Origin of the sequence: Agathobaculum hominis (genome assembly GCF_014288055.1) — a bacterium.
In the GTDB taxonomy this organism is placed as follows: Bacteria; Bacillota; Clostridia; order Oscillospirales; family Butyricicoccaceae; genus Agathobaculum; species Agathobaculum hominis.
The window spans coordinates 98,529-121,149 of sequence record NZ_JACOPK010000006.1 but is presented as its reverse complement, the minus strand read 5'-3'; the positions used below and the strand labels follow the sequence as shown (position 1 = coordinate 121,149).

The window sequence follows — 22,621 nt, the reverse complement described above, 5'->3', positions numbered from 1 at the left end:
GCAGGAAAGAAAAAATGGAAAAAGAATATGACGTACTGGTGGTCGGTCCGGTTTCTCTCGACCACAACATTGATTATCTCGGCAACGAACGCAGCGAGGTAGGCGGCGCGGTCGTCGCGTCCGGCTGGGCGGCCGCAGGCAGCGGCGCAAAGGCTGCCATCTTCTGCAAGCTGAATCCCGAGGAGGCCGACGTAAACGAGCGCTTCGAGGGCATCAAGGCCGACCTGTACTGGAAGCCGTCCGCACATACCTGCTCCATCCGCAACCAGTATTTTACCGCAGACAAGGAGAAACGCGCCTGCACCTCGCTCGGCAAGTGCGACCCGTTCCGCTTCGACGAAATGGCCGACATCAAGACCAAGATGTATCACTTCGCCGGTCTGGTATACGGCGACTTCGACGGCGAGCTCATCCGCGAGAGCGCCAAACACGGCAAGGTCGCCGTTGACGTTCAGTGCATGCTGCGCCACGTTGAGCCGGACAAGACCATGGCCTTCCACGACTGGGCGGACAAGAAGGAGATTCTGCCGCTCATCGACTACCTCAAGACTGACGCCGCCGAGGCTGAAATCCTGACCGGCACGAACGACCGCGTCAAGGCGGCGCATATGCTGCACGAGTGGGGCGCGAAGGAGGTCATGATCTCCCACAACACCGAGCTGCTCGTGTACGACGGCGAGAAGATCTACACCTGCCCGATCAAGGCGCGCAATCTGTCCGGCCGTACCGGCCGCGGCGACACCGCCTTCGCAGGCTACATCAACGAGCGTCAGCACGCTTCCGTTGAGGAGGCTCTGCTCTGGGCGACCGCTCTGGTCTCCCTCAAAATGGAGACCCCGGGTCCCTTCCGCGGCTGCCGTGAAGATGTTGCAGCTTACATCAACGAGTTCTATAAGTAATCCGCAAGGTAAATATGCACAGGAAACGCCCCTTCTGCATCAGCAGAAGGGGCGTTTTTATGGAACAGCGTCAAAACAGAGTTTGGGGCAGCAAAAAAGGACGAGCCTTTCGGCTCGTCCTTTCACTATGCCTTTATTCGGTTTTTATGCCTTGCCAAGCTCCTTAACGCGAGCCTGTGCTGCTGCCAGACGCGCGATCGGAACGCGGAACGGCGAGCAGGAAACGTAATTCAGGCCGACATTGTGGCAGAACTCGACGGACGAAAGGTCGCCGCCGTGCTCGCCGCAGATACCAAGCTTGATGTCCGGGCGGACGCGCTTGCCGTTCTCAACGGCCAGCTTGACCAGTCTGCCTACGCCCTTCTGATCGAGGCGTGCAAACGGATCGGACTCGAGGATCTTCTTCTCGAAGTAGGTCTCGAGGATGCGGCCCACATCGTCACGGGAGAAGCCGTAGGTCATCTGGGTCAGGTCGTTGGTACCGAAGGAGAAGAACTCAGCCTCTTCTGCAATCTCGTCCGAGGTGACTGCTGCACGCGGGGTCTCGATCATGGTGCCTACCATATACTTCATCTTCAGGCCGGAGGCTTCGATCAGCTCGTCAGCCTTAGCCTTGATTACCTTCTTAACAAAGCGCAGCTCGTTGATCTCGGAAACCAGCGGAACCATGATCTCCGGAGTGATGCGCAGGTCGTCTTCCTTCCAGACGTTGATGGCAGCGGAGATAATTGCCTCGGTCTGCATCTCAGCGATTTCCGGATAGAGAACATCCAGACGGCAGCCGCGAGTGCCGAGCATCGGGTTGAACTCATGCAGGCTCTCAACCTTTGCCTTCAGCTTCTCGAACGGAACGCCCATCTCGCCGGCCAGCTCCTGAATCTCGTCGTCCTCGTGCGGCAGGAACTCGTGCAGCGGCGGATCGAGCAGGCGGATGGTTACCGGCAGACCGCCCATTGCGCGGTAGATTGCCTCGAAGTCGCCGCGCTGCATCGGCAGGATCTTGGCCAGAGCGGCCTTGCGCTGCTCGAGCGTGTCAGCAATGATCATCTCGCGGACCGCCTTGATGCGGGTCGGCTCAAAGAACATATGCTCGGTACGGCACAGGCCGATGCCTTCCGCGCCGAACTTGCGTGCCTGCGTTGCATCGCGCGGCGTATCGCCGTTGGTGCGAACGTGCAGGGTGCGGATCTCGTCAGCCCAGCCCATGAAGCGGCCGAAGTCGCCGGTCAGCTCAGCTTCCTGCGTCGCGATAGCGCCCAGATAAACGTTGCCGGTCGAGCCGTCGAGCGAAATAACGTCGCCTTCCTTGGCAATCGTGCCGTCAGCGAACGTGATGGTCTTGTCCTCTTCGGAAACCTTGATGCCGTTTACGCCGGCAACACAGCAGGTGCCCATGCCGCGTGCAACTACGGCTGCGTGCGAGGTCATGCCGCCGCGAGCGGTCATGATGCCCTCGGAAACTGCCATGCCGTCGATGTCCTCCGGGGAGGTCTCCTGACGGACCAGAACGACCTTGAGGCCGGTCTTGTGTGCCTTTGCAGCAGCGTCAGCGGTGAAGTAGACCGCGCCGCAGGCAGCGCCGGGAGATGCCGGCAGGCCGGTGGTGATCGGAGTAGCAGCCTTGAGCGCTTCCGGATTGAAGGTCGGATGCAGCAGTGCATCGAGCTGCTTCGGCTCTACCTTCATAACAGCCTGCTCCTTGGTGCAGACGCCCTCGTCTACGAGGTCAACTGCGACCTTGAGCGCTGCCTGAGCGGTACGCTTGCCGTTACGGGTCTGGAGCATATAGAGCTTGCCGTTCTCGATGGTGAACTCCATATCCTGCATATCGCCGTAGTGCTTCTCGAGGCGGCTGGAAATGTCAACGAACTGATTGTAAACCTCCGGCATGGTGTCTGCCAGCGCGGAAATCGGCTGCGGGGTGCGGATGCCTGCTACGACGTCCTCGCCCTGCGCGTTCATCAGGAACTCGCCGTACAGCTTCTTCTCGCCGGTTGCCGGGTTACGGGTAAATGCAACGCCGGTGCCCGAAGTCTCGCCCATGTTGCCGAATACCATCGACTGAACGTTGACTGCGGTGCCCCAGGAGTGCGGAATGTCATTCATGCGGCGGTAGGTGTTGGCGCGCGGATTGTCCCAGGAACGGAATACTGCGCGGACAGCTTCCATCAGCTGCTTCTTGGGATCCTGCGGGAAGTCCTCGCCGAGGGACTTCTTATAATGATCCTTGAACAGGACGATCAGCTCGGACATATCGTCTGCGTCCAGCTCATTGTCCATCTTGACGCCCTTCTTGTCCTTGACCTGGTCGATGAACTGCTCAAAGGTGGACTTCGGCAGCTCCATTACGACGTCGGAGAACATCTGGATGAAGCGGCGGTAGGAATCGCGTGCGAAACGCGGATTGTTCGTCAGCTTGGCAACAGCCTCGCAGATCTCGTCGTTCATGCCGAGGTTCAGGATGGTATCCATCATGCCGGGCATAGAAGCGCGCGCGCCGGAACGAACCGATACGAGCAGCGGCTTCTCGGGATCGCCGAGGGTCTTGCCGGTAACCTTCTCGAGCTTGTCGAGGTATTCGAGGATCTGTTCCTGGATATCCGGGTAGATGGTCTTGCCATCCTCATAATACCGGGTGCAGGCTTCGGTCGTGATGGTAAAGCCCTGCGGAACGGGCATGCCGAGACCGGTCATCTCTGCCAGATTCGCGCCCTTGCCGCCGAGCAGCTCACGCATTTTGCCATTGCCTTCCGGGAACATGTAAACATATTTCTTCATTGTGGATCTTTCCTCCATTCGGTTGATGCGCTCTTTTTACTCACACTTCAATCACACAACCGTATTATAGCACGCCTTTCCGCAAATTCGCTATTGTGGTATTACACCGAATTGCCAAATCGTTCTTGTGCATTATGCACAACCTCCCTGTTTTTATTCGTTTTTTCCTTGATTTCATTTTTTCATTTTGTATTATTTCTTTTTCTTTCTTTTACTTTTTCTTCTCATAAAACGGCATTTTCCCTGTTATGCAGATGTTTTTGTGCAAATAATCACAGAGATTTTTTACATTCATTTTTGCGGTTCAGCTGCACAAATTCTTGCAATCCTTTGCGGATTTTCTCGTCTATTCTGCAAAATTTTTTCATGAAATCTGCTTGAAATTTCAAAATCAGGTCATCTGATACTATCATAACCATTAAATAATACGTAAATCACAATATCAGTTGCCTGCTGTTTTCTGCCGTTTCGAACTATTTTCCCGGATTTCCTCTCATTCTCTATTCATAGCTGTAAATCCTGCACAACGCAAACGTTTGCAATTTCATATACAATCGGACAGAAAAAGAGCCGCCTCGAAGGAGGCGGCTGGAGACTGTCGGAAAACGCCGGTTCTGCCGGCAGCCAGTCCTTTCCGGTTTTATCCGAGCACACCGAGGTGCTCGAGCAGGATCTTAGTGCCCATAAGGATGAGCACAGCGCCGCCGAACAGCTCCGCACGGGATTTGTATTTAAGCCCGAACACATGGCCGATCCGAATGCCGATGCACGACAGAATAAAGGTCGTCGCGCCGATAAAGCAGACCGCCGGGAGAATGCTGACCTGAAGAAAGGCGAAGGTGACGCCGACGGCGAGCGCGTCGATGCTGGTCGCGACGGCCAGCGGCAGCATCGCGCCGAACGAGAACGAGTCGCTGAGGTTCTCCTCATCCTGCTCGCGCGACTCGCGGATCATATTCGCGCCGATCAGGCCGAGCAGCACAAAGGCGATCCAGTGGTCGATGCTTGTGATAAACGACTGAAAGCGCACGCCGAGTGCGAAGCCGATGAGCGGCATGAGCATCTGAAAACCGCCGAAATAAACGCCGACCGTGAGCGCGTGCTTCGGCTTCAGCTCCCGCACGCTCAGCCCCTTGCAGATTGAAACGGCGAAGGCATCCATTGAAAGCCCCACTGCAATGACAAACAACTCCAGTAATCCCATTTTTCTTGTCCTCCTTGTCGTATGAGCGGCAGCGGAGCATAAAAAAAGAGACCCATCTGCCGAAAAAACAGATAAGTCTCGTCATTTCATGCAAAACCAGAGAAGCGTCCTTCTCAGTATGTTGGCTCTGCCGCGTGCATCGGAACGAATGCACGCCGACTACTCCCTTATTGCATCTGATTATAGCATATTCGGGGAGAAGTGTCAATATGCGGGGCGAAAACGTTTGCGGAAGCGTTTTCTGCGGTAAGATGTTGCTAACTCAGTCGATATTCTGTGCGCAGATGATCGAGATGCTGGTGGAGAGCTGATCCCTGCCGGGCTGTGTGCCGAGCTGAAGCAGATCGCACAGCAGTATGAGCGGCTGGCTGCCCTGACGGAACATATCCTGTGTGATGGTCAGGTCGAGCGTGCCCTCGCGCAGCATCTGGGCGCGGCCGGGAGACATATCGTGTGCGATGACGCGGACGCGGCCGGTACAGCCTGCGGCGCGAACCGCATCGATGCAGGCCGTGACCGAACGGTTCGCCATGTAGATGGCGTCGGGCGGCGTCGGGCCTTTCAGTGCCGCCATGACCTTGTTATAGGTGACGCGGTAGTCGTTGTAGGTCTCTCCGATGTCGATCTGTGCGGCGGAAAAGCCTTTTTCGCGCATGTGCGAGCAGAAGCCGTCCAGCCGCGTGCGGTGGCCGTTGTATTCGAGGTTGCCGGCGAGCGCAAGGATGCGCGCGTCAGGCGCAATGCATTTGGTCAGCAGCTCGGCGGCAATGCGGCCGCTTTTGGCGTAATCCTGACCGACAAAGCACAGACGGCGGCTGTTCGGCAGGTCGGAGTTGAACGTGATGCAGGGAATGCCGTTGTCGGCAAGCTCCCCCACCTTCGCTTCTATGGTAATGTCGTTGAGAGCGCAGAGCGCGATGCCCTGTGCGCCCCAGTCGACCAGCTCGTCGAGAAATTTAATGACCTCGCCGGGAATATCGGTCTCGCAGATGCACACGCGAATCTCGGCGTGACGGCCGGACAGCGTGGTGCGGGCGCTCTCGATGCCGCGCGTGACCTCCTCGCGGAAGGGACCGGCCCAGTTGGGCAAAAGCACACCCAGCTTCACGGGCGAGTAATTCTGCGGCCGGTCTGCGGTCTGACGGTGCGCCTCGCGCGGCGACAGATAGCCGGTCTCACGGATCGCGTCGAGCACACGCTCGCGCACATCCGCGCGTACATAAGAACGGTTATTCAGTACACGGTCAACGGTTCCGCGCGAAACACCTGCGCGCTCCGCCACGGTCTGTATCGTGGGTCGTTTATTCATATTGATCAACATCCTTCAAGATGAGAGGTTTTCTGTAATCATTATAGCATAAATGTGTGCGATGTAAAGAAAAGTATCACGCGCACAGAAAATATGTGCAATTGCACATACCAAATTCATTACTCTTATGCTCCTGTTTTCTGGATAAATGTGCGAATAACGCTGCAAATCCAACCCGAAATCAAAAACACAGAAAAAAACACAGGCGCACAGGTTTGTTGTGTGTCAACAAATACAGGGGCATGAGTTTGGCACATCAGACAAAACCCAGGGTTTCATTCATAATTTGTTCAATTATTATGATATACCGCTGTGTATAGCAATATAAACCGATGTAAAAGTTCAAAACATCAATCTGTGTCTTTTCAAAAATGATGTTGACAGCCAGCAAGGGGCACGCTATAATAAGCACATAAAGAGCACGGACGCACACAAAAGCACACAGATGCCCGTGCAGCACACAGAGTGCATGAGAAAAGGAGAGAGAACTATGAAAAAGAGACTTCTGGCAGCGCTGATGACAGCAACGATGGCAATGAGCCTCGCCGCATGCGGCGGCGGAAACACCGCTTCTGCGGGCGGTTCGGATACCGCATCGCAGGACGGCCCCTACAAGATCCGCATGACCCTCAAGACCAACGCCGCTGAGTTCTGGAACATCATCCAGGCCGGTGCGGAAGCCTATGAGAAGGAGCATCCGGACGAGGTCAAGCTCTCCATCTACGGCCCTCCGGGAGAGACCTACTACGAGGAGCAGCTCAACTCCATCCAGACCGATCTGGTCGCGGATTATGACGGCTATCTGATCGCTCCGCTTCAGTCCGAAGCAGTCGCTACCGCGATCGCGAGCACCGACAAGCCGGTCGTAGCATATGACACCAACATCGACTCCGACAAGTGCCTCGCCTTCGTCGGCACCGGCAACAAGGAAGCCGCCAAGGAAGGCGCGAAGGCCGCTGTTGAGGCGGCAAAGGCCAACGGCTGGGACGAGATCAAGTGCATCGAGATCGCAGGCGTTCAGGGCGACTCGACCAACACCGCCCGCATGGACGGCTACCGTGAAGGCATCACCGAGGCCGGCGGCGAGTTCCTCGACAACGAAACCCAGTACGCAAATGCAACCGCCGACCTCGCAGTAACCGCGATGGAAGGCATCATGAGCAAGTATCCGGACGGCGTGGCGATCATCTGCTCGAACAACGACGATATGGCGCTCGCAGCAGCACGCACCGCCAAGGAGAACCCGGCTTACGCAAAGACCATCTTCCTCGGCTTTGACGGCCAGAAGTCCGCGTGCGAAGCCGTCGCGGCAGGCGAGCTGACCATGACCGCAGCGCAGAACAACTTCGACATCGGCTACAAGGCTGTCGAGACCATGGTCAAGATCCTCAATGGCGAGCAGTACGACAAGGTCGTCGATACCGGCACTGAGATCATCACCAAGGACACCGCAGAAGCCCGTCTGGCAAAGTTCGACGAGTGGATGAAATAATTCCTTAATTCCTTGAAATGCACGCATTTCAAGGAGATGGGAAACACCGCGGCTTTGCCGCGGATGATTCCCGGGCGAAAATCAGCGCGTCGCACAGCGGCACACCGATTTTCTTACTTGTAAAAAAACGCAGATACATGCTCCGCGTTTTTTTGTGAAGGCAACGCCTTCACGATTTAATACCGCCTGCGGCGGAAACTCTGTATGGAACCGCGCTCCAACGCTCTGACAGAATGTAATAAAAATCTCTCAAGACAACCCGTTCACTGAATGAAGGAGGACAAAAAGTAAATGAAAGTAGGCATTATCGGTGCCGGACGCATCGGCAAGGTACACGCAAAGAACATTTCGATGTTCGTGCCGGAGATGGAGATCAAGACCATCGCCGACCCGTTCATGAATGAGCAGACCGAGGCTTTTGCCAAGTCCTGCGGCATCCCGAACACCACCAAGGACGCAAATGACATCCTGAACGATCCCGAGATCGATGCAGTGCTCATCTGCTCCTCGACCGACACCCATTCCAAGTACATCATCGAGGCGGCGCACGCAGGCAAGCATATCTTCTGCGAAAAGCCGATCGACTATGATCTGACCAAGGTGCGCGCTGCCATCAACGCGGCGAAGGAAGCAGGCGTCAAGCTCCAGATCGGCTTCTGCCGCCGCTTCGACCACAACCACCGCGCCGTTTACGACATGGTTCGTGACGGCAAGGTCGGCAAGGTCAATATCATCAAGATCTCCTCTCGCGACCCGGAGCCGCCCCCGGTATCCTACATCAAGGTTTCCGGCGGTATCTTCTACGATATGATGATCCACGACTTCGATATGGCGCGCTTCCTCGCGGGCAGCGAGGTCACTGAGGTCAATGCGATCGGTTCCGTTCTGGTCGATCCGGGCATCGGTGAGGCCGGCGACGTAGACACCGCTCTCGTCACCCTCAAGTTCGAAAACGGCGCCATCGGCATGATCGACAACAGCCGCAAGGCAGTTTACGGTTACGATCAGCGCGTCGAGGTATTCGGCTCCGAGGGCTGCGCCGAGGACCAGAACGACACCCCGAACACCGCTGTCCTGTCCACCGCAGACGGCGCGGTTCACGGCGTTGCCTACAAGGTCATGTGGGACCGCTACACCGGCGCATTCGTTGCCGAGATGCAGGCATTCGCGGATGCCGTTGTCAATGACAAGGAAACCCCGGTTACCGGCGAGGACGGCCTGTATCCGGTGCTGATGGCTGCGGCTGCAACCAAGTCCCTGCATGAGGGCCGTCCGGTCAAGATCTCCGAAATTGAGTGACAAAATCTGTGCATCCTGCCGTATTGCCTGCGCACCGCGGCAGGGTGTAAGCTGATAAAGGAATCCCAAGCATTTCTATTTTCCGTCTGGAGGTAAATTATTATGGCACTGAGAAAATGCGCTTGCATTGATACCCTTTACACTGAGCTGGACTGGCTCGACCGCTTTCAGGCGGCAAAAAACGATGGCTTTGAGGCCGTAGAGTTCTGGGACTGGCGCATCCGCGATCTAGATGCGACCCGTGAGGCTGCCGAGAAGGCAGGCATCGCGATCTCCGGCTTCAACGGCGATGCAGACTACTCGCTCGTCGACCCGACCCACAAGCAGAAGTATCTGGACTACCTCAAGCAGTCCATCGCGGCTGCGAAAAAGGTCGGCGCCGCCAGCGTCACCATCCATTCCAACGCACTGGGCGACGGCGGCATTGTTGTCAATCACTACGATAACCTGTCCCACACGGTCAAGCTGTGCTCGATGTATGACACCCTGCTCGCCTGTGCGGAGCTTGCAGAGAAGGAGGAGATCAACCTCAATCTCGAGGCGCTGAACATCACCACCGACCACGTCGGCAACTTCCTCGCAACCACCCAGATGGGCGCCGAGATCGTTCGCCTGATCGGCTGCCCGCGTCTCAAGCTGCTGTATGATGTATATCATATGCAGATCAACGAGGGCTGCATCTGCGACACGATCTCGAATTACGGCGATACCTTCGGCCATATCCATGTGGCTGACGCACCGGGCCGCCACGAGCCGGGCACGGGCGAGATCAACTACACGAAGGTGCTCGCACATCTGGAGAAGTGCGGCTATACCGGCCGCGTCGGCTACGAGCTGTTCCCGGAGACCGACACCGCGACTGCCGTCAAGGCGATCATGGAGCATTCGCCGAAAGCGTAACTAAGGCTTACATCTTCGCTGACGCTTTCCTTTTAACACAAAAAACCGAGGCACTGCCCGCTGTCAGCCTGAGCCGCTGACAGTGTGCGTGTACCTCGGTTTTTTCGTCGTCCTGTGCAGCTGCATGCTGACGCTGCGCGGAGATGACGCTCTCTTTATTTCTTATCGATCTTCGGCGTGCGGCCGTAGATTTCGCGCACCTGATCCAGACTGTTCTCAATGCTCTGGCGCACTGCATCCATATCCTCTTCCGGGATATTCCGCTCAAGGAACATCAGCTCGACGGCATGCGTAAAGCGCACCATCGCATGAGCGGTCTCGATGAACTTCGGGAAGTTGTGCGACTGCATCGCGTTGCGGAATTTAGTGATATCTCGGCGCACGAACTCGATCACCTCGTCCGCGCTCGCGAAATCACCGTGCGAGATCGGATACGGCGCGATGCGCTGGATATAATACTTGTCGTGCTTGGTGACGTCGAACACATAGGTCACGGTGAGGTCATCGGACAGCTTGAACTCGACCTTGTACATAATGCCGTTGCGCGTTTCGACTATGCGCGTCGCGCCCAGCTGACGCAGCGCGACATTGATCAGCTCGCCGGAAAATGTGGTTGTAAACATATTAGTCCCCTCCTGCTAAGATCAGTGAAAACGAACAAGAAGATAAACGGTAGAAATCGCGACCGACAGAACCATGGTCGGGAAACCGACCTTGAGATAGTGGCCGAAGGTGATCGGATGACCGTGCTTGGCCGAAATGCCGGACAGAACGACGTTCGCGGACGCGCCGATCAGCGTGCCGTTGCCGCCGAGGCACGCGCCGAGCGACAGCGCCCACCAGAGCGAGGTGACATCCATGCCGTCCGCCTGCATGGACAGGATCAGCGGGATCATGGTCGCAACGAACGGGATGTTGTCCAGAACGGACGAGAACACCGCGGAGCCCCAGAGAATGAGGATCATCAGCAGCGTGACGTTGCCGCCGGTCACGGAAACGAGCGCGTTGCCGAGCGCGCTGATCACGCCGCACTTGACCATGCCGCCGACGATGACGAACAGGCCGGTGAAGAACAGGATGGTCGACCATTCGACGCCCAGAACGATCTCCTCGATATCCTGACGGCCGATCAGCAGCATGATGGACGCCGCGGCGAGCGCGACGACGCAGGACTCAACGCCGAGCGAGGAGTGGCAGACAAAGCCGAGAACGATGAGCGCGATCATGACAAGGCTCTTTTTCATCAGCATTTCGTCCTGCACAGCGCGCTTTTCATCCAGCTCCATGACGGCTGCCATGCGCTCGGGCGCGACCACCATGCGTCGGCCGTATACCGCATAGAACAGCGCACAGATGACGATCATGATAAGGATGACCGCCGGTCCGGTCGTGACGACGAAATCCGCGAAGCTCAGACCAGCCTTGGAGCCGATCATGATGTTCGGAGGGTCGCCGATCAGCGTCGCCGTGCCGCCGATGTTCGAGGCTAAAATCTGCGTGAGCAGGAACGGCACCGGGTTGATGCCGAGAATGCCGGCGATCGAGATCGCCATCGGGCCGACGAGCAGAACGGTCGTTACGTTGTCGAGGAACGCGCTGAGCACCGCGGTCAGGATCATGAACAGCAGCATGATCTTCCACGGACTGCCCTTCGCGATCTTCGCGGACTTGATCGCCATATACTCGAACAGGCCGGAATTTCGCACGACCGCAACGAACAGCATCATGCCGACCAGTACGCCGATCGTGCCGAAGTCAATGTAGCTGATCGCCTCGTCGACGCTCAGAATGCGCAGACACAGCAGCAGCACAGCGCCGGAAACCGCCGCCGCCGTGCGATGCACCTTTTCTGTAATGAGCGCGATCATGACGACGAGAAACACCACGACAGAGATGATCTGCATGGAATTCATAAATAGTAGTCCCCTTTCCTTTGCGTGCCCGCTTTTCCTTTTTGCGGCACGCATTCCGTTTTTTTCATTCGGTCTACTATTATACGCCCCTGTGCGCCGCGATTTCAACGTCAAAACGCATGAATTTCGGTGTATTTTCGCGATTTCTTTGACATCTTGACAGATAAATATTTAACGTTATCTTAACGTGTCCGCGTCCCGCGGAGCATTGTGCACGAAGCCGCCTGATAAAAAGAACTGCCGCCGCACTTCCCCCTTCAGCCCCTCGCGCAGCAGCGCGCATAAAATAGAAACCGCCTTGCAGTTTCATAAAAAGTCAGGGCGTGCACCTAACTTTTTATCCCCTGAGAGGGAGAAAACTTCCGAACGGGAACTTTCGGACGTCCGTGTTCGGCCAGAGCCGAACACCCTTGTCGGAAAAGCGAAAGCTTTTCGACAGAATAAAAAAATCCCGTTCCAAAAGGAACGGGGTTTTCTTCACATCTCAGAATTAGCCCTGAGAAATTGCGCCTACCGGGCATGCGCCAGCGCAGGTACCACAATCTACACAAGCGTCTGCGTTGATCTCGTACTTGCCGTCGCCCTCAGCGATAGCGCCAACCGGGCACTCGCCCGCGCAAGAGCCGCACATAATGCAGCCGCCACCGATAACATATGCCATTGGTATTGCACCTCCAAATGTATTTTACAAATATATTGTACCACATGTTCTGAAAAAAGCAACAAAAACAGGTGGTTAGTCTTTGGTAACTTTTATCATGGTGCATAGTTTGCGTATATTTTCAAAAAATCATGAAATAAAGAGATTTCGTGAGAACAAATTAGAAAACACCATGTTTTTCTGTGATAGCTTTTTATTTTAGTCAGAAAAGGTCAGATTTTTCTCTTGTTTTTAGACGCTGAAAATTATACAATATAGTCAAAGGTCAGGGAAGGTCAGTAAAGGGCCGGAACCGACAGAAGGAAGTGAGCCAAATGAAAATGTCCGATGTGATAGCAGATTTCATCGGTGAGATGCTGTCGAACGGCGGCGGCGTCGCAGAGTTACAGCGCAAAAGCCTCGCAGACCGATTTTCCTGCGTACCGAGTCAGATCAATTATGTGATCGAAACGCGGTTCACACCGGAAAACGGCTATCTGGTGGAAAGCCAGCGAGGCGGCGGCGGCTTCATCCGCATCATCCGCCTGCTCGACGACAGACAGCGCACGCTGCTCGAGGCGGCGCGCGGCATCGGCGGCCGGCTGAGCCAGAATGATGCGGCGCGGCTGACACGCGCACTGGTTTCCGCCGATCTGCTCACCCAGCGCGAGGGACAGCTTCTCCTGTCCGCTTGCTCGGACGGCGCACTGGCGGAGGTCGAAAAGACCGACCGCGACCGCCTGCGAGCCGCGATCTATCGCTGCTCGATCATGGGTATCGCAACGATCTGAGAGGGACACAGTCCCCCTTAGATCCCCCTCTCGTTCGCACAGCGAACGAGGACACACCGCCACGGCGTGAGCAGTGATATTCAAATCCGGCAGAGCCGGACTTGAATGAAACTTTATTATATAGTATACAATCTCTCAGAGAGGAGTTTTGACTTATGAAATGCGAAAAATGCGGCAAGAATGAAGCAACCATGTATTATAAGGAAACCGTAAACGGCGTAACCCGTGAAATGCACCTGTGCCCGGAGTGTGCACAGAAAGAGAACCTCGGCGGCGCGTTCGAAAGCGCGTTTCAGTCGATGAACCACTTCTGGAGCGATCCGTTCCATTCGTTCCTCGGCGGCGGCTTCGGCAGTCTGTGGAACGATATGCTGGGCGAAGCGGCTCCGACCGCTACCCTGCTCGGCACCGAACGCAAGTGCCCGACCTGCGGCATGACCGAGAGCGAGCTGCGGCGCACCGGCCGCGTCGGCTGCCCGGACTGCTACTCCACGTTCGCGGACATCCTCAATCCGTATGTGCAGAAGGTCCACGGCGCGACGCGCCATGTCGGCACCGCTCCGGCAGCTCCCGAACAGCCGAAGACCGATCCGGTCGCTGACCTCAAGGCTCAGCTGAAGGCGGCTGTCGAAAGCGAAGATTACGAGCGCGCAGCAAGCCTGCGCGATGAAATCCGCAGAATGGAGGGCGAACAGAAATGAGCATGTTTACGATAAACGGCGGCTTCACCGGTCTGGCAGCATCCAGCCGTGTGCGCCTTGCACGAAATATAAAAGGTTATCCGTTCCGTCTGACCGAACAGCAGCACAGCGAGATCGCTGATAAGGTTTTCGCCGCGCTGAAGGAAAATCCGACCATCGGTCCGGAATTCGAAAAGAAGCAGATCATCCCCCGCTCGACCGAAGCGTCCCGTCTGGTCGAGGAACACCTCATCTCCCCCGAGCTGGCGCAGAACGGCGGCTGGCTGATCGTTTCCAGAGACAGCGGCGTGTCCATCATGATCGGCGAGGAGGATCACCTCCGCCTGCAGGTCATCGGCACCGGTCTGTGCCCGAAGGAATGCCTCGGCACGGCAAACCGCATCGCGTCCCTTATCGAAGCGGCGCTGCCGTTCGCCTATGACGAGCGCCTCGGCTATCTGACCGCCTGCCCGACCAACATCGGCACCGGCCTGCGCGCATCCATCATGCTGCATCTGCCCATGCTGACCGCGATCGGCCAGATGGACCGCATCATCGGCTATGCGGGCAGCCGCGGCTGCGCAGTGCGCGGCACCTACGGCGAAGGCTCGCAGGCGGTCGGCGGCTTCTATCAGGTCTCCAACCAGGTCACTCTCGGTGCGTCTGCCGCAGAGCTGACTGACAAACTGGTCGAGACCGCAACGACCATCATCGACGCCGAAAAGAAGGCGCGCGAACAGGTGCGCAGCCAGAATGAACCGGCGCTGCGCGACCGCATCTACCGCGCGGCAGGCACGATGAAGAGCGCTTACCTCATCGACACGAGCGAAGCCGTACAGTGCATTTCCGATGTGCTGATCGGCCTGCAAATGGGCTTCCTGTCCGGCATGGACGCGCAGAAGCTGTACACGCTCGAGGAGCATATCCGCCCGGCCATGCTGACCGGCGCGCCGCAGGACCGCGACAGGAAGCGCGCGGAAATGCTGCGTGAAGCCACAGCAGGCATCCGCTTTGCTTGATCTTGGCCGCCCGTAAGGGCGGACGGACGCACCTGCATCCCGTTTGCAGGCTCGCCGGTCCGCCCTCACGAGAGGGCTGGTTAATCAGTAATCCCATCTACTCTGAAAGGAGTGTTAATTTATGTTCTATCAGAATCGTTTTACCGAGCGTGCCCGTCAGGCACTGACTCTTGCACAGGAAGCGGCCGCATCGTTCGGCCACAGCTACATCGGCTCGGAGCATCTGCTGCTCGGCCTGCTGCGTGAAGGCGGCGGCCCGGCGGCCAAGGCGCTCGCTGCCGCAGGCGTGACCGACGAGGCACTTGTTAAGCAGATCGAAGAGCTGTCCGGCCGCGGCACGCCCGACGCTGCCGCCCCGCAGGGCATGACGCCGCGCACCAAGCGCATCGTCGAGCTGTCTGTACAGTCCGCGAACGAAATGGGCACCGGCTATGTCGGCACCGAACACCTGCTGCTCGGCATCCTGCGCGAAGGCCAGAACGTCGCGCTGACCGCACTGGCAAATCTGAAAATCACCCCGGAGATCCTTGTTCGCAAGCTGAACGAGGCGCTCGGCGGCGCACAGGACGGCGTTTCCGCCGAGACCGGCGCCTCCGCAGGCGGCGCTGACAGCAAGGATGCGCTCGCCCAGTTCGGCCGCGACCTGACCGCCGCAGCCAAGGAAGGCAAGCTCGATCCGGTCATCGGCCGCACGAAAGAAATCCAGCGCGTCATCCAGATCCTGTCCCGCCGCACCAAGAACAACCCGGCACTGATCGGTGATCCGGGCGTCGGCAAGACCGCCGTTGTCGAAGGTCTTGCTCAGAAGATCGTTTCCGGCGATGTCCCGGAGACGCTGAAGGGCAAGCGTATCATCTCGCTCGATCTGACCGGCATGATCGCAGGCACCAAGTACCGCGGCGAGTTCGAGGAGCGCATCAAGAAGGTCATCGAAGAGCTGACCGCCAAGAAGGACACCATCCTGTTCATCGATGAGATGCACATGCTGATGGGCGCAGGCGCGGCAGAGGGCGCGGCAGATGCTGCCAACATCCTCAAGCCGGCTCTGAGCCGCGGCGAGGTGCAGGTCATCGGCGCGACCACGCTCGATGAGTACCGCAAGAACATCGAGAAGGACGCTGCACTCGAGCGTCGTTTCCAGCCGGTACAGGTCGGCGAGCCGTCCGCTGAGGACGCCGTCGAGATTCTGAAGGGTCTGCGCGACAAGTACGAAGCGCATCACCGCATCAAGATTCCGGACGAAGCCATCGAAGCCGCTGTCAAGCTGTCCGTTCGCTACGTTACCGGCCGTTATCTGCCGGATAAGGCGATCGACGTCATCGACGAGGCCTGCTCCCGCGTCCGCCTGTCCACGCTGACCGCTCCCCCGGACCTCAAGCAGCTTGAGGACGAGATCGCAGCCGTTGCTGCGAAGAAGGAGGAGGCTGTCAAGGGTCAGGACTACGAGAATGCTGCCAAGCTGCGCGACGAAGAGAAATCCAAGCGCGAGGCTCTGGAGGCTCGCAAGAAGGAGTGGGCTGACCAGCAGACCAAGTCCCACGGTGCTGTCACCGAGGACGACATTGCAGCCGTTATCTCCGGCTGGACCGGCGTTCCGGTCGCTCAGCTGACCGAGGACGAGGGTCAGCGCCTGCTGCACCTCGAGGATACGCTGCACAAGCGCGTCATCGGCCAGAGCGAAGCCGTCACCGCGGTTTCCAAGGCCATCCGCCGCAGCCGTGTCGGCCTGCGTGACCCGAAGCGCCCGATCGGTTCGTTCCTGTTCCTCGGTCCTACCGGCGTCGGCAAGACCGAGCTGAGCAAGGCGCTGGCAGAAGCGATGTTCGGCGACGAGAACGCGCTGATCCGTATCGATATGTCCGAATACATGGAGAAGCACGCCGTTTCCCGTATGATCGGTTCGCCTCCGGGATATGTCGGCTACGATGAGGGCGGCCAGCTTTCCGAAAAGGTCCGCCGTCATCCGTACTCGGTCGTCCTGTTCGATGAGATCGAGAAGGCGCACCCGGATGTGTTCAACATCCTGCTGCAAATTCTTGAGGACGGCATCCTGACCGACGGTCAGGGCCGCCATGTGGATTTCAAGAACACCATCATCATCATGACCTCCAACATCGGCGCACAGAAGATCACCGGCGCCGGCCGCAAGTCGCTCGGCTTCGCAGACGGCAAGCCGGAGGACGCTGCTGAGCGCACCTTTGAGCAGATCAAGGAGGATGTCATGGGCGAGCTGAAGAACGCGGTTCGTCCGGAGTTCCTCAACCGTATCGACGACATCATCGTATTCAACCGTCTGAACGAGGACGAGATCGCCCAGATCGCGGACGGCATGCTGCGCAAGGTCGCTGAACGCATGAAGGACATGGAGATCAGCATGACCTGGACCGAGGCTGCAAAGAAGCACCTCGCAAAGGCCGGCTTCGATCCGCTTTACGGTGCGCGTCCGCTGCGCCGCGCCGTCACCAGCGAGGTCGAGGATCTTGTCGCTGAGGAGTCCCTCGAGGGCAGGATCAGCAAGGGCAGCGAGGTCGTACTCGATGTCGAGAACGACAAGCTCGTGCTCAAGACCAAGGACGCTGAGACCAAGGCTGAATAAGCCTCGAGACAGCAGTTCTCCATCTTAACGAAAAAACCAGGGCGTATGTCCCTGGTTTTTTTCATTTGCACAGCAAACGCTGTTCATGCGCTAGCAAAAAAAAGACCTCCCATATCGGGAGGTCTTTTCAGCTTTCAGTTCAGCAGATTAAGCCTTGCCGTTGCAGCCCAGAACGTTGATCAGCTTGTGGGTGACCATGTCCTTGACAGCCTGACGAGCCGGCTTCAGGTACTGACGCGGATCGAAGTGATCCGGATGCTCGTCGAAGTGCTCGCGGATAGAAGCGGTGATAGCCAGACGAATATCGGAGTCGATATTGATCTTGCAGACGGACAGCTGTGCAGCATGACGGAGCTCTTCCTCCGGAATGCCGATTGCATCCGGCATCTTGCCGCCGTGAGCGTTGATCTTGTCAACGAACTCGCGCGGAACAGAAGAGGAACCGTGCAGAACGATCGGGAAGCCCGGCAGACGCTTGGAAACTTCCTCGAGTACGTCGAAACGCAGCGGAGGCGGAACGAGGATGCCCTGCTCGTTGCGAGTGCACTGCTCCGGGGTGAACTTGTAAGCGCCGTGGGAGGTGCCGATTGCGATAGCCAGGGAGTCACAGCCGGTGCGGGTTACGAACTCCTCAACCTCTTCCGGATGGGTGTAGGAGGAATCCGCAGCGGATACCTTAACGTCATCCTCTACGCCAGCGAGGGTGCCGAGCTCAGCCTCAACAACAACGCCGTGTGCGTGTGCGTACTCTACGACCTTCTTGGTCTCCTCGACGTTCTCGTCGAACGGACGGGAAGAGCAGTCGATCATGACGGAGGTGAAGCCGCCGTCGATGCAGGACTTGCAGGTCTCGAAGTCCGGGCCGTGGTCCAGATGCAGAGCGATCGGAATATCCGGGCACTCGATAACAGCTGCCTCTACCATCTTTACGAGGTAGGTGTGGTTAGCGTAAGCGCGTGCGCCCTTGGATACCTGAAGAACGACAGGAGCGTGCTGCTCCTGGCAAGCCTCGGTGATACCCTGAACGATCTCCATGTTGTTCACGTTGAAAGCGCCGATAGCGTAGCCGCCGTCATAAGCCTTCTTGAACATCTCAGTAGTAGTAACTAAAGGCATGGGAAAACTTCCTTTCTGATAAAAGCTGAATCTTAAAAATTCTGCTTTTATTTTATCAGTTACCCCCGGTAAAATCAAGTGTATATCAAAAAAATCCTGTCTTTTTTTCCGCAGCTCTACATAAAATCGTGAAAACTGCCGAAAACTTCGGATAACGATTGATTTTTTTCACGTTATATGGTACTCTTTATACGTAAGAAAATGCAGCGAGATATCTCTGTGTTTTAATTTGTTAGGAGGTTTATCATTATGAGCGAACTGAAAGGCGCTTGCGTCATCGGTCAGTCGGGCGGCCCGACTTCCGTAATCAACTCTTCTGTTCTGGGTGCGCTGGAGGCGGCGCTGGACAACCCGTCCATCACCCGCGTATTCGGCATGGCACACGGCATCAAGGGTCTGCTGAACGACGATCTGTATGATATCGACAAGGAAGACCGCGACGAGCTGGCTCTTCTGCGCTACACCCCGTCCTCTGCTCTGGGCTCCTGCCGCTACAAGCTGGCTGATCCGGACGTAGACGATACCGATTACAAGCGTATTCTTGAGATCTTCAAGAAGTACAACATCCGCTACTTCTTCTACAACGGCGGCAACGACTCCATGGATACCTGCAACAAGGTCTCCAAGTATATGATGAAGTCCGGCTACGAGTGCCGCGTCATGGGCATTCCGAAGACCATCGACAACGACCTGTTCGGCACCGACCACTGCCCGGGCTTCGCTTCCGCAGCCAAGTACATCGCTACTTCCTGCATGGAGATCTATCAGGACGCTCGCGTATACGACACCGGCATGGTCTGCGTCGTAGAGATCATGGGCCGTCACGCTGGCTGGCTGGCTGGCGCTGCCGGTCTGGCTACCGCTATGGGCGCAGGTCCGGATCTGGTTTACCTGCCGGAGACCGACTTCGACATGAAGAAGTTCCTGGCTGACGTCAAGAAGATCTACGACGAGAAGGGCAACTGCCTCGTTGCTGTATCCGAGGGCATCCACTACGCTGACGGCTCCTTCGTATCCGAGGCTAAGACCTCTGCTACCGACGGCTTCGGCCATGCACAGCTCGGCGGTCTGGCTTCCATGCTGGCAGACACCGTAAAGAACGAGCTGGGCTGCAAGGTCCGCGGCATCGAGCTCAGCCTGCTCCAGCGCTGCGCTGCACACTGCGCTTCCAAGACCGACGTAGACGAGTCCTACATGTCCGGCAAGGCTGCTGTTGAGAACGCAGTTGCAGGCAAGACCGACTACATGCCGGGCTTCAAGTGCACCCGCGACGAGAACGGCTACAAGTGCGAGATCGAGCTTCTCCCGCTTTCTGAAGTTGCGAACACCGAGAAGAAGGTTCCGCGCGACTGGATCAACGAGGAAGGCAACGGCGTTACTCAGGCATTTATTGACTACGCTCTGCCGCTCATCGAGGGCGAGAACGTTGGCCCGAAGCAGTCCGGCCTGCCGCGCTTTGCCAAGCTGAAGAAGATCAAGGCTGAGGCTTAATCTTACAATCGCATAGCTCACACCATGCGGTGTGTGGTGGAACGGGTAGAGCCGCATGGCTCTGCCCGTTTGCCTTTTTTCAGGGGAGAATGTAGAAATGGAAAAGAAAAAAGATGTAAAACGTGCTTTCACGATCGCAGCGCTCGCGGCATGGCTCATTGTGAGCCTGATCGGTACTTATTTTTATATAGACTTCGGCGGCGCGCTCGGCGACAGCCGGATTTTCCTGTGGCTTTATGCACCGGTCATCCTGTTCGCGTCGCGCTTTGCGGCGAAACGCGAGGAGGCGGAATGGAACCGTCTGAGTCAGCTGATCGTCACCTTCGGCTGCGGCGGCCTCATCTATCTCATGCTCGCGCTGGGCTTTAATCCGCTCTGCGAGGTCTGGTTCTGGGTCATCGTTATCATGCTTGTATTTGGTTATGTTGTGAAAACCCTCGGTCTTGAGTCCATGCTCCATCCTCCGAAGGGCTGCAGCTCCGCTTACGTCGTGATCCTGCTGTACTGCTCGTACCTGATCTCGATCGTCGGCCTTTCGGTCGTGATGCACCCGCTGAGCGTCAGCCAGATCCGTGTCGTCGGCGAGGCGGAAGGCTATCAGTATATCGGATGGACGGACGGCAACCGTGATATATGTCCGCTCGGCACCTATCTCTTTGCCGACCAGGACGGCAATATGTACTATTATTATGATGCGGTTACCGGCAAGATCGCCGATCATCAGACCATCGGTCAGCTGCTCGACCAGTTTTACGAGCCAATGAAGTGAGAAAGGAAAGCGTTCCATGTTTGACATCGGTAAGGATCAGAGCTTTGCTTCGCGCGGCATCCCGCTCGGCATTCTCGAGGTAAATTATCCGGCGGAGGGCTGCGGCAGAGCCGCGCTCCATGCGCTCGTCGAGCGCGAGCTCGCGGCGCTCCGCGAGAGATACGCGGATTACGATCGCAAGGCCGTGTTCGGTGAAAACCCCTATTTCCGCTTTTTCCGCAAGTTCAAAAAAACCTATCCGGTCATGCAGCAGTTCGAGACCGTGATGTTCAAGGGCCGTCCCTTCCCGGAAGAGGACCCGGTGACGGCGGTGCCGTTCCTTCTCGAGCTTACGACGTTCGTCCTGTCCGGCACACACGACATCGACCGCATCGACGGCCCGCTGACCATCTTCACGCCGGACGCGAAGCTGCCGTTTGACGGCATGCGGGGCGACAGCACGCATACCTATCCGAACGATATCTGCGGCCGCGACGAAACGGGCATCATCTTCAGCATGATCGCAGGCGCGGACAGCCGCACCTGTGTCCATCCGGACAGCCGTCATGTGTTCTACCCGGTCTTCGGCACGCCCGATACCGCCCCGGCTGTCATCGAGGACGCGCTCGAAACGCTCGCCGGCTTCGTTCGCACCATCTGCCCCGGCGCAAAAATAGAAAGCGCCATGCTCTGATTTCAGAACAGCAAAAGACCACAGTCATGCACTGACTGTGGTCTTTCTATTGTCGATAAAAATTATTTTTATGCAAAACAGCTGTCGCGCGGCAGCGTGCATTCAGTTTCCCTACAGCTTACTTTCCGCAGCGTGCGAGGAGCTTTTCCCACTTCTCGTCTACATACTGCTGTGCAGCCTCGATGGTCCACTCGTTGCCCGGCTTGAAGCAGTGCTTGAAGCGGCCCTGGAGCTTCATGAACTCCTCGACCGGCAGCTTTTTCTTCGGCATGTAGTTCAGATGCCATTCGCCGTCGATGATCTCGTACAGCGGCCAGACGCAGGTCTCGACTGCCATTTTGCAGATCTCGGGGAGCATCTCGGTCGGATACTGCCAGCCGCGCGGACACGGAGACATGACGTTGACGAACGCTGGACCTTCGGTGTAGATCGCGCGGTGCGCTTTTTCGTGGAAGTCCTTGAAGTTGCCGAGAAAGGTGGTCTGGGCAACATACGGAATGTTGTGCGCCGCCATGATCTCGGTCAGATCCTTCTTGTTCTGCTTCTTGCCGACCGAGCAGGAGCCGGACGGCGTGGTGGTCGCGCTCGCAAAGCGCGGCGTCGAGGACGAGCGCTGAATGCCGGTGTTCATGTACGCCTCATTGTCGTAGCAGAAATATACCATGTCGTGACCGCGCTCCATCGCGCCGGAGAGCGACTGGAAGCCAATATCGTAGGTGCCGCCGTCGCCGCCGATGGCGAGGAACTTGTAGGTATCGTCGATCTTGCCGCGGCGCTTCATGACATTGTAAGCCGCCTCGACGCCGCCACAGGTCGCCGCTGCATTCTCGAAGGCAGAATGGATGTAGGAGTCCTCCCATGCGGTGAACGGATACAGGAAGGAGGAAACCTCGAGGCAGGAGGTCGCGTTGCAGATGACCGCCTTGTCGCCCTCATCGAGCGCGCGCATCATGCCGCGGCAGACCAGACCTGCGCCACAGCCTGCACACAGACGGTGGCCGCCGACGAAACGCTCCGGCTTGGAAAGTTCAACTTTATGATTATATGCCATT

The 22,621-nt window shown here is 57.2% G+C and carries 19 protein-coding genes; 11 read left to right on the top strand and 8 right to left on the bottom strand.

All coding sequences use genetic code 11. The annotated features are described in order from the left end of the window. Positions 1 to 14 precede the first annotated feature (14 nt). A complete protein-coding gene (locus tag H8S02_RS07900; RefSeq protein ID WP_186970066.1) occupies positions 15 to 899 on the top strand; it encodes a PfkB family carbohydrate kinase in 885 nt (294 codons plus the stop codon). A 144-nt stretch (positions 900 to 1,043) separates the two neighbouring features. Here the strand turns inward: H8S02_RS07900 and ppdK are convergent, their stop codons facing one another. The 3 genes from ppdK to H8S02_RS07885 all read right to left on the bottom strand — a co-directional run bounded on the left by ppdK (position 1,044) and on the right by H8S02_RS07885 (position 6,190). Beyond that, complete coding sequence (ppdK, locus tag H8S02_RS07895) at positions 1,044 to 3,677, bottom strand: pyruvate, phosphate dikinase (RefSeq protein ID WP_186970065.1); 2,634 nt, start codon at positions 3,675 to 3,677, stop codon at positions 1,044 to 1,046. A 640-nt stretch (positions 3,678 to 4,317) separates the two neighbouring features. Beyond that, entirely contained in the window at positions 4,318 to 4,881 is a 564-nt protein-coding gene (locus tag H8S02_RS07890) for a manganese efflux pump MntP (RefSeq protein ID WP_186970064.1), read from the bottom strand. A 262-nt stretch (positions 4,882 to 5,143) separates the two neighbouring features. Continuing rightward, a complete protein-coding gene (locus tag H8S02_RS07885) occupies positions 5,144 to 6,190 on the bottom strand; it encodes a LacI family DNA-binding transcriptional regulator (protein ID WP_186970063.1) in 1,047 nt (348 codons plus the stop codon). 490 nt (positions 6,191 to 6,680) lie between these two features. On the opposite strand from H8S02_RS07885, the gene H8S02_RS07880 reads away from it, so the two are divergent. From H8S02_RS07880 to H8S02_RS07870, 3 genes are all read left to right on the top strand, one after another. After that, positions 6,681 to 7,682: a sugar ABC transporter substrate-binding protein gene (locus H8S02_RS07880; protein ID WP_186970062.1), complete on the top strand. Its 1,002-nt coding sequence runs from the start codon at positions 6,681 to 6,683 to the stop codon at positions 7,680 to 7,682. Positions 7,683 to 7,973: 291 nt separating this feature from the next. Next, positions 7,974 to 8,981 (top strand): inositol 2-dehydrogenase, encoded by a 1,008-nt coding sequence (iolG, locus tag H8S02_RS07875; RefSeq protein WP_186970061.1) that lies wholly within the window; start codon positions 7,974 to 7,976, stop codon positions 8,979 to 8,981. A 102-nt stretch (positions 8,982 to 9,083) separates the two neighbouring features. After that, on the top strand, positions 9,084 to 9,881 hold the full coding sequence (locus H8S02_RS07870) for a TIM barrel protein (RefSeq protein WP_118685582.1): 798 nt from the start codon (positions 9,084 to 9,086) through the stop codon (positions 9,879 to 9,881). A 155-nt stretch (positions 9,882 to 10,036) separates the two neighbouring features. Here H8S02_RS07870 and H8S02_RS07865 read toward each other — a convergent pair whose 3' ends face one another. The 3 genes from H8S02_RS07865 to H8S02_RS07855 form a co-directional block, all read right to left on the bottom strand. Further along, the gene (locus tag H8S02_RS07865; RefSeq protein ID WP_186970060.1) at positions 10,037 to 10,504 is read right to left on the bottom strand and encodes a hypothetical protein; all 468 of its coding nucleotides are present in this window, start codon (positions 10,502 to 10,504) and stop codon (positions 10,037 to 10,039) included. A gap of 21 nt (positions 10,505 to 10,525) precedes the next feature. Beyond that, a complete protein-coding gene (locus H8S02_RS07860) occupies positions 10,526 to 11,848 on the bottom strand; it encodes an ArsB/NhaD family transporter (protein WP_330601938.1) in 1,323 nt (440 codons plus the stop codon). Between the two features lie 436 nt (positions 11,849 to 12,284). Next, complete coding sequence (locus tag H8S02_RS07855) at positions 12,285 to 12,455, bottom strand: DUF362 domain-containing protein (protein ID WP_118685585.1); 171 nt, start codon at positions 12,453 to 12,455, stop codon at positions 12,285 to 12,287. 320 nt (positions 12,456 to 12,775) lie between these two features. Here H8S02_RS07855 and H8S02_RS07850 point away from each other — a divergent pair, with 320 nt between their 5' ends. The 4 genes from H8S02_RS07850 to H8S02_RS07835 all read left to right on the top strand — a co-directional run bounded on the left by H8S02_RS07850 (position 12,776) and on the right by H8S02_RS07835 (position 17,520). Continuing rightward, complete coding sequence (locus H8S02_RS07850) at positions 12,776 to 13,225, top strand: CtsR family transcriptional regulator (RefSeq protein ID WP_207722088.1); 450 nt, start codon at positions 12,776 to 12,778, stop codon at positions 13,223 to 13,225. Between the two features lie 155 nt (positions 13,226 to 13,380). Then, a complete protein-coding gene (locus tag H8S02_RS07845) occupies positions 13,381 to 13,926 on the top strand; it encodes a UvrB/UvrC motif-containing protein (RefSeq protein ID WP_186970058.1) in 546 nt (181 codons plus the stop codon). Then, positions 13,923 to 14,924, top strand: coding sequence for an ATP--guanido phosphotransferase (locus H8S02_RS07840; RefSeq protein WP_186970057.1), 1,002 nt, complete (start codon positions 13,923 to 13,925; stop codon positions 14,922 to 14,924). The genes H8S02_RS07845 and H8S02_RS07840 overlap by 4 nt, the downstream gene beginning before the upstream one ends. A gap of 121 nt (positions 14,925 to 15,045) precedes the next feature. Continuing rightward, positions 15,046 to 17,520 carry an ATP-dependent Clp protease ATP-binding subunit gene (locus H8S02_RS07835; RefSeq protein ID WP_186970056.1) on the top strand — a complete coding sequence of 825 codons (2,475 nt, stop codon included), beginning with the start codon at positions 15,046 to 15,048 and terminating at the stop codon, positions 17,518 to 17,520. Positions 17,521 to 17,667: 147 nt separating this feature from the next. Here the strand turns inward: H8S02_RS07835 and fba are convergent, their stop codons facing one another. Then, positions 17,668 to 18,636, bottom strand: a complete 969-nt coding sequence (gene fba / locus H8S02_RS07830; protein ID WP_186970055.1) for a class II fructose-1,6-bisphosphate aldolase — start codon at positions 18,634 to 18,636, stop codon at positions 17,668 to 17,670. A 249-nt stretch (positions 18,637 to 18,885) separates the two neighbouring features. Between fba and H8S02_RS07825 the strand changes: the two genes are divergently transcribed. The 3 genes from H8S02_RS07825 to H8S02_RS07815 all read left to right on the top strand — a co-directional run bounded on the left by H8S02_RS07825 (position 18,886) and on the right by H8S02_RS07815 (position 21,569). Beyond that, a complete protein-coding gene (locus H8S02_RS07825; protein ID WP_186970054.1) occupies positions 18,886 to 20,127 on the top strand; it encodes a 6-phosphofructokinase in 1,242 nt (413 codons plus the stop codon). Between the two features lie 97 nt (positions 20,128 to 20,224). After that, positions 20,225 to 20,896, top strand: a complete 672-nt coding sequence (locus H8S02_RS07820; RefSeq protein WP_186970053.1) for a hypothetical protein — start codon at positions 20,225 to 20,227, stop codon at positions 20,894 to 20,896. Positions 20,897 to 20,912: 16 nt separating this feature from the next. Continuing rightward, the gene (locus tag H8S02_RS07815) at positions 20,913 to 21,569 is read left to right on the top strand and encodes a hypothetical protein (protein ID WP_186970052.1); all 657 of its coding nucleotides are present in this window, start codon (positions 20,913 to 20,915) and stop codon (positions 21,567 to 21,569) included. Positions 21,570 to 21,687: 118 nt separating this feature from the next. Here H8S02_RS07815 and H8S02_RS07810 read toward each other — a convergent pair whose 3' ends face one another. Then, a complete protein-coding gene (locus tag H8S02_RS07810) occupies positions 21,688 to 22,620 on the bottom strand; it encodes a thiamine pyrophosphate-dependent enzyme (RefSeq protein ID WP_186970051.1) in 933 nt (310 codons plus the stop codon). Position 22,621 lies beyond the last annotated feature (1 nt).

What these genes read in the sequence shown, in the direction of transcription:
- H8S02_RS07900 (WP_186970066.1), top strand. Translation starts at nt 15, where the DNA reads ATGGAAAAAGAATATGACGTACTGGTGGTCGGTCCGGTTTCTCTCGAC.
- ppdK (WP_186970065.1), bottom strand. Translation starts at nt 3,677, where the DNA reads ATGAAGAAATATGTTTACATGTTCCCGGAAGGCAATGGCAAAATGCGT.
- H8S02_RS07890 (WP_186970064.1), bottom strand. Translation starts at nt 4,881, where the DNA reads ATGGGATTACTGGAGTTGTTTGTCATTGCAGTGGGGCTTTCAATGGAT.
- H8S02_RS07885 (WP_186970063.1), bottom strand. Translation starts at nt 6,190, where the DNA reads ATGAATAAACGACCCACGATACAGACCGTGGCGGAGCGCGCAGGTGTT.
- H8S02_RS07880 (WP_186970062.1), top strand. Translation starts at nt 6,681, where the DNA reads ATGAAAAAGAGACTTCTGGCAGCGCTGATGACAGCAACGATGGCAATG.
- iolG (WP_186970061.1), top strand. Translation starts at nt 7,974, where the DNA reads ATGAAAGTAGGCATTATCGGTGCCGGACGCATCGGCAAGGTACACGCA.
- H8S02_RS07870 (WP_118685582.1), top strand. Translation starts at nt 9,084, where the DNA reads ATGGCACTGAGAAAATGCGCTTGCATTGATACCCTTTACACTGAGCTG.
- H8S02_RS07865 (WP_186970060.1), bottom strand. Translation starts at nt 10,504, where the DNA reads ATGTTTACAACCACATTTTCCGGCGAGCTGATCAATGTCGCGCTGCGT.
- H8S02_RS07860 (WP_330601938.1), bottom strand. Translation starts at nt 11,848, where the DNA reads ATGCGTGCCGCAAAAAGGAAAAGCGGGCACGCAAAGGAAAGGGGACTA.
- H8S02_RS07855 (WP_118685585.1), bottom strand. Translation starts at nt 12,455, where the DNA reads ATGGCATATGTTATCGGTGGCGGCTGCATTATGTGCGGCTCTTGCGCG.
- H8S02_RS07850 (WP_207722088.1), top strand. Translation starts at nt 12,776, where the DNA reads ATGTCCGATGTGATAGCAGATTTCATCGGTGAGATGCTGTCGAACGGC.
- H8S02_RS07845 (WP_186970058.1), top strand. Translation starts at nt 13,381, where the DNA reads ATGAAATGCGAAAAATGCGGCAAGAATGAAGCAACCATGTATTATAAG.
- H8S02_RS07840 (WP_186970057.1), top strand. Translation starts at nt 13,923, where the DNA reads ATGAGCATGTTTACGATAAACGGCGGCTTCACCGGTCTGGCAGCATCC.
- H8S02_RS07835 (WP_186970056.1), top strand. Translation starts at nt 15,046, where the DNA reads ATGTTCTATCAGAATCGTTTTACCGAGCGTGCCCGTCAGGCACTGACT.
- fba (WP_186970055.1), bottom strand. Translation starts at nt 18,636, where the DNA reads ATGCCTTTAGTTACTACTACTGAGATGTTCAAGAAGGCTTATGACGGC.
- H8S02_RS07825 (WP_186970054.1), top strand. Translation starts at nt 18,886, where the DNA reads ATGAGCGAACTGAAAGGCGCTTGCGTCATCGGTCAGTCGGGCGGCCCG.
- H8S02_RS07820 (WP_186970053.1), top strand. Translation starts at nt 20,225, where the DNA reads ATGGAAAAGAAAAAAGATGTAAAACGTGCTTTCACGATCGCAGCGCTC.
- H8S02_RS07815 (WP_186970052.1), top strand. Translation starts at nt 20,913, where the DNA reads ATGTTTGACATCGGTAAGGATCAGAGCTTTGCTTCGCGCGGCATCCCG.
- H8S02_RS07810 (WP_186970051.1), bottom strand. Translation starts at nt 22,620, where the DNA reads ATGGCATATAATCATAAAGTTGAACTTTCCAAGCCGGAGCGTTTCGTC.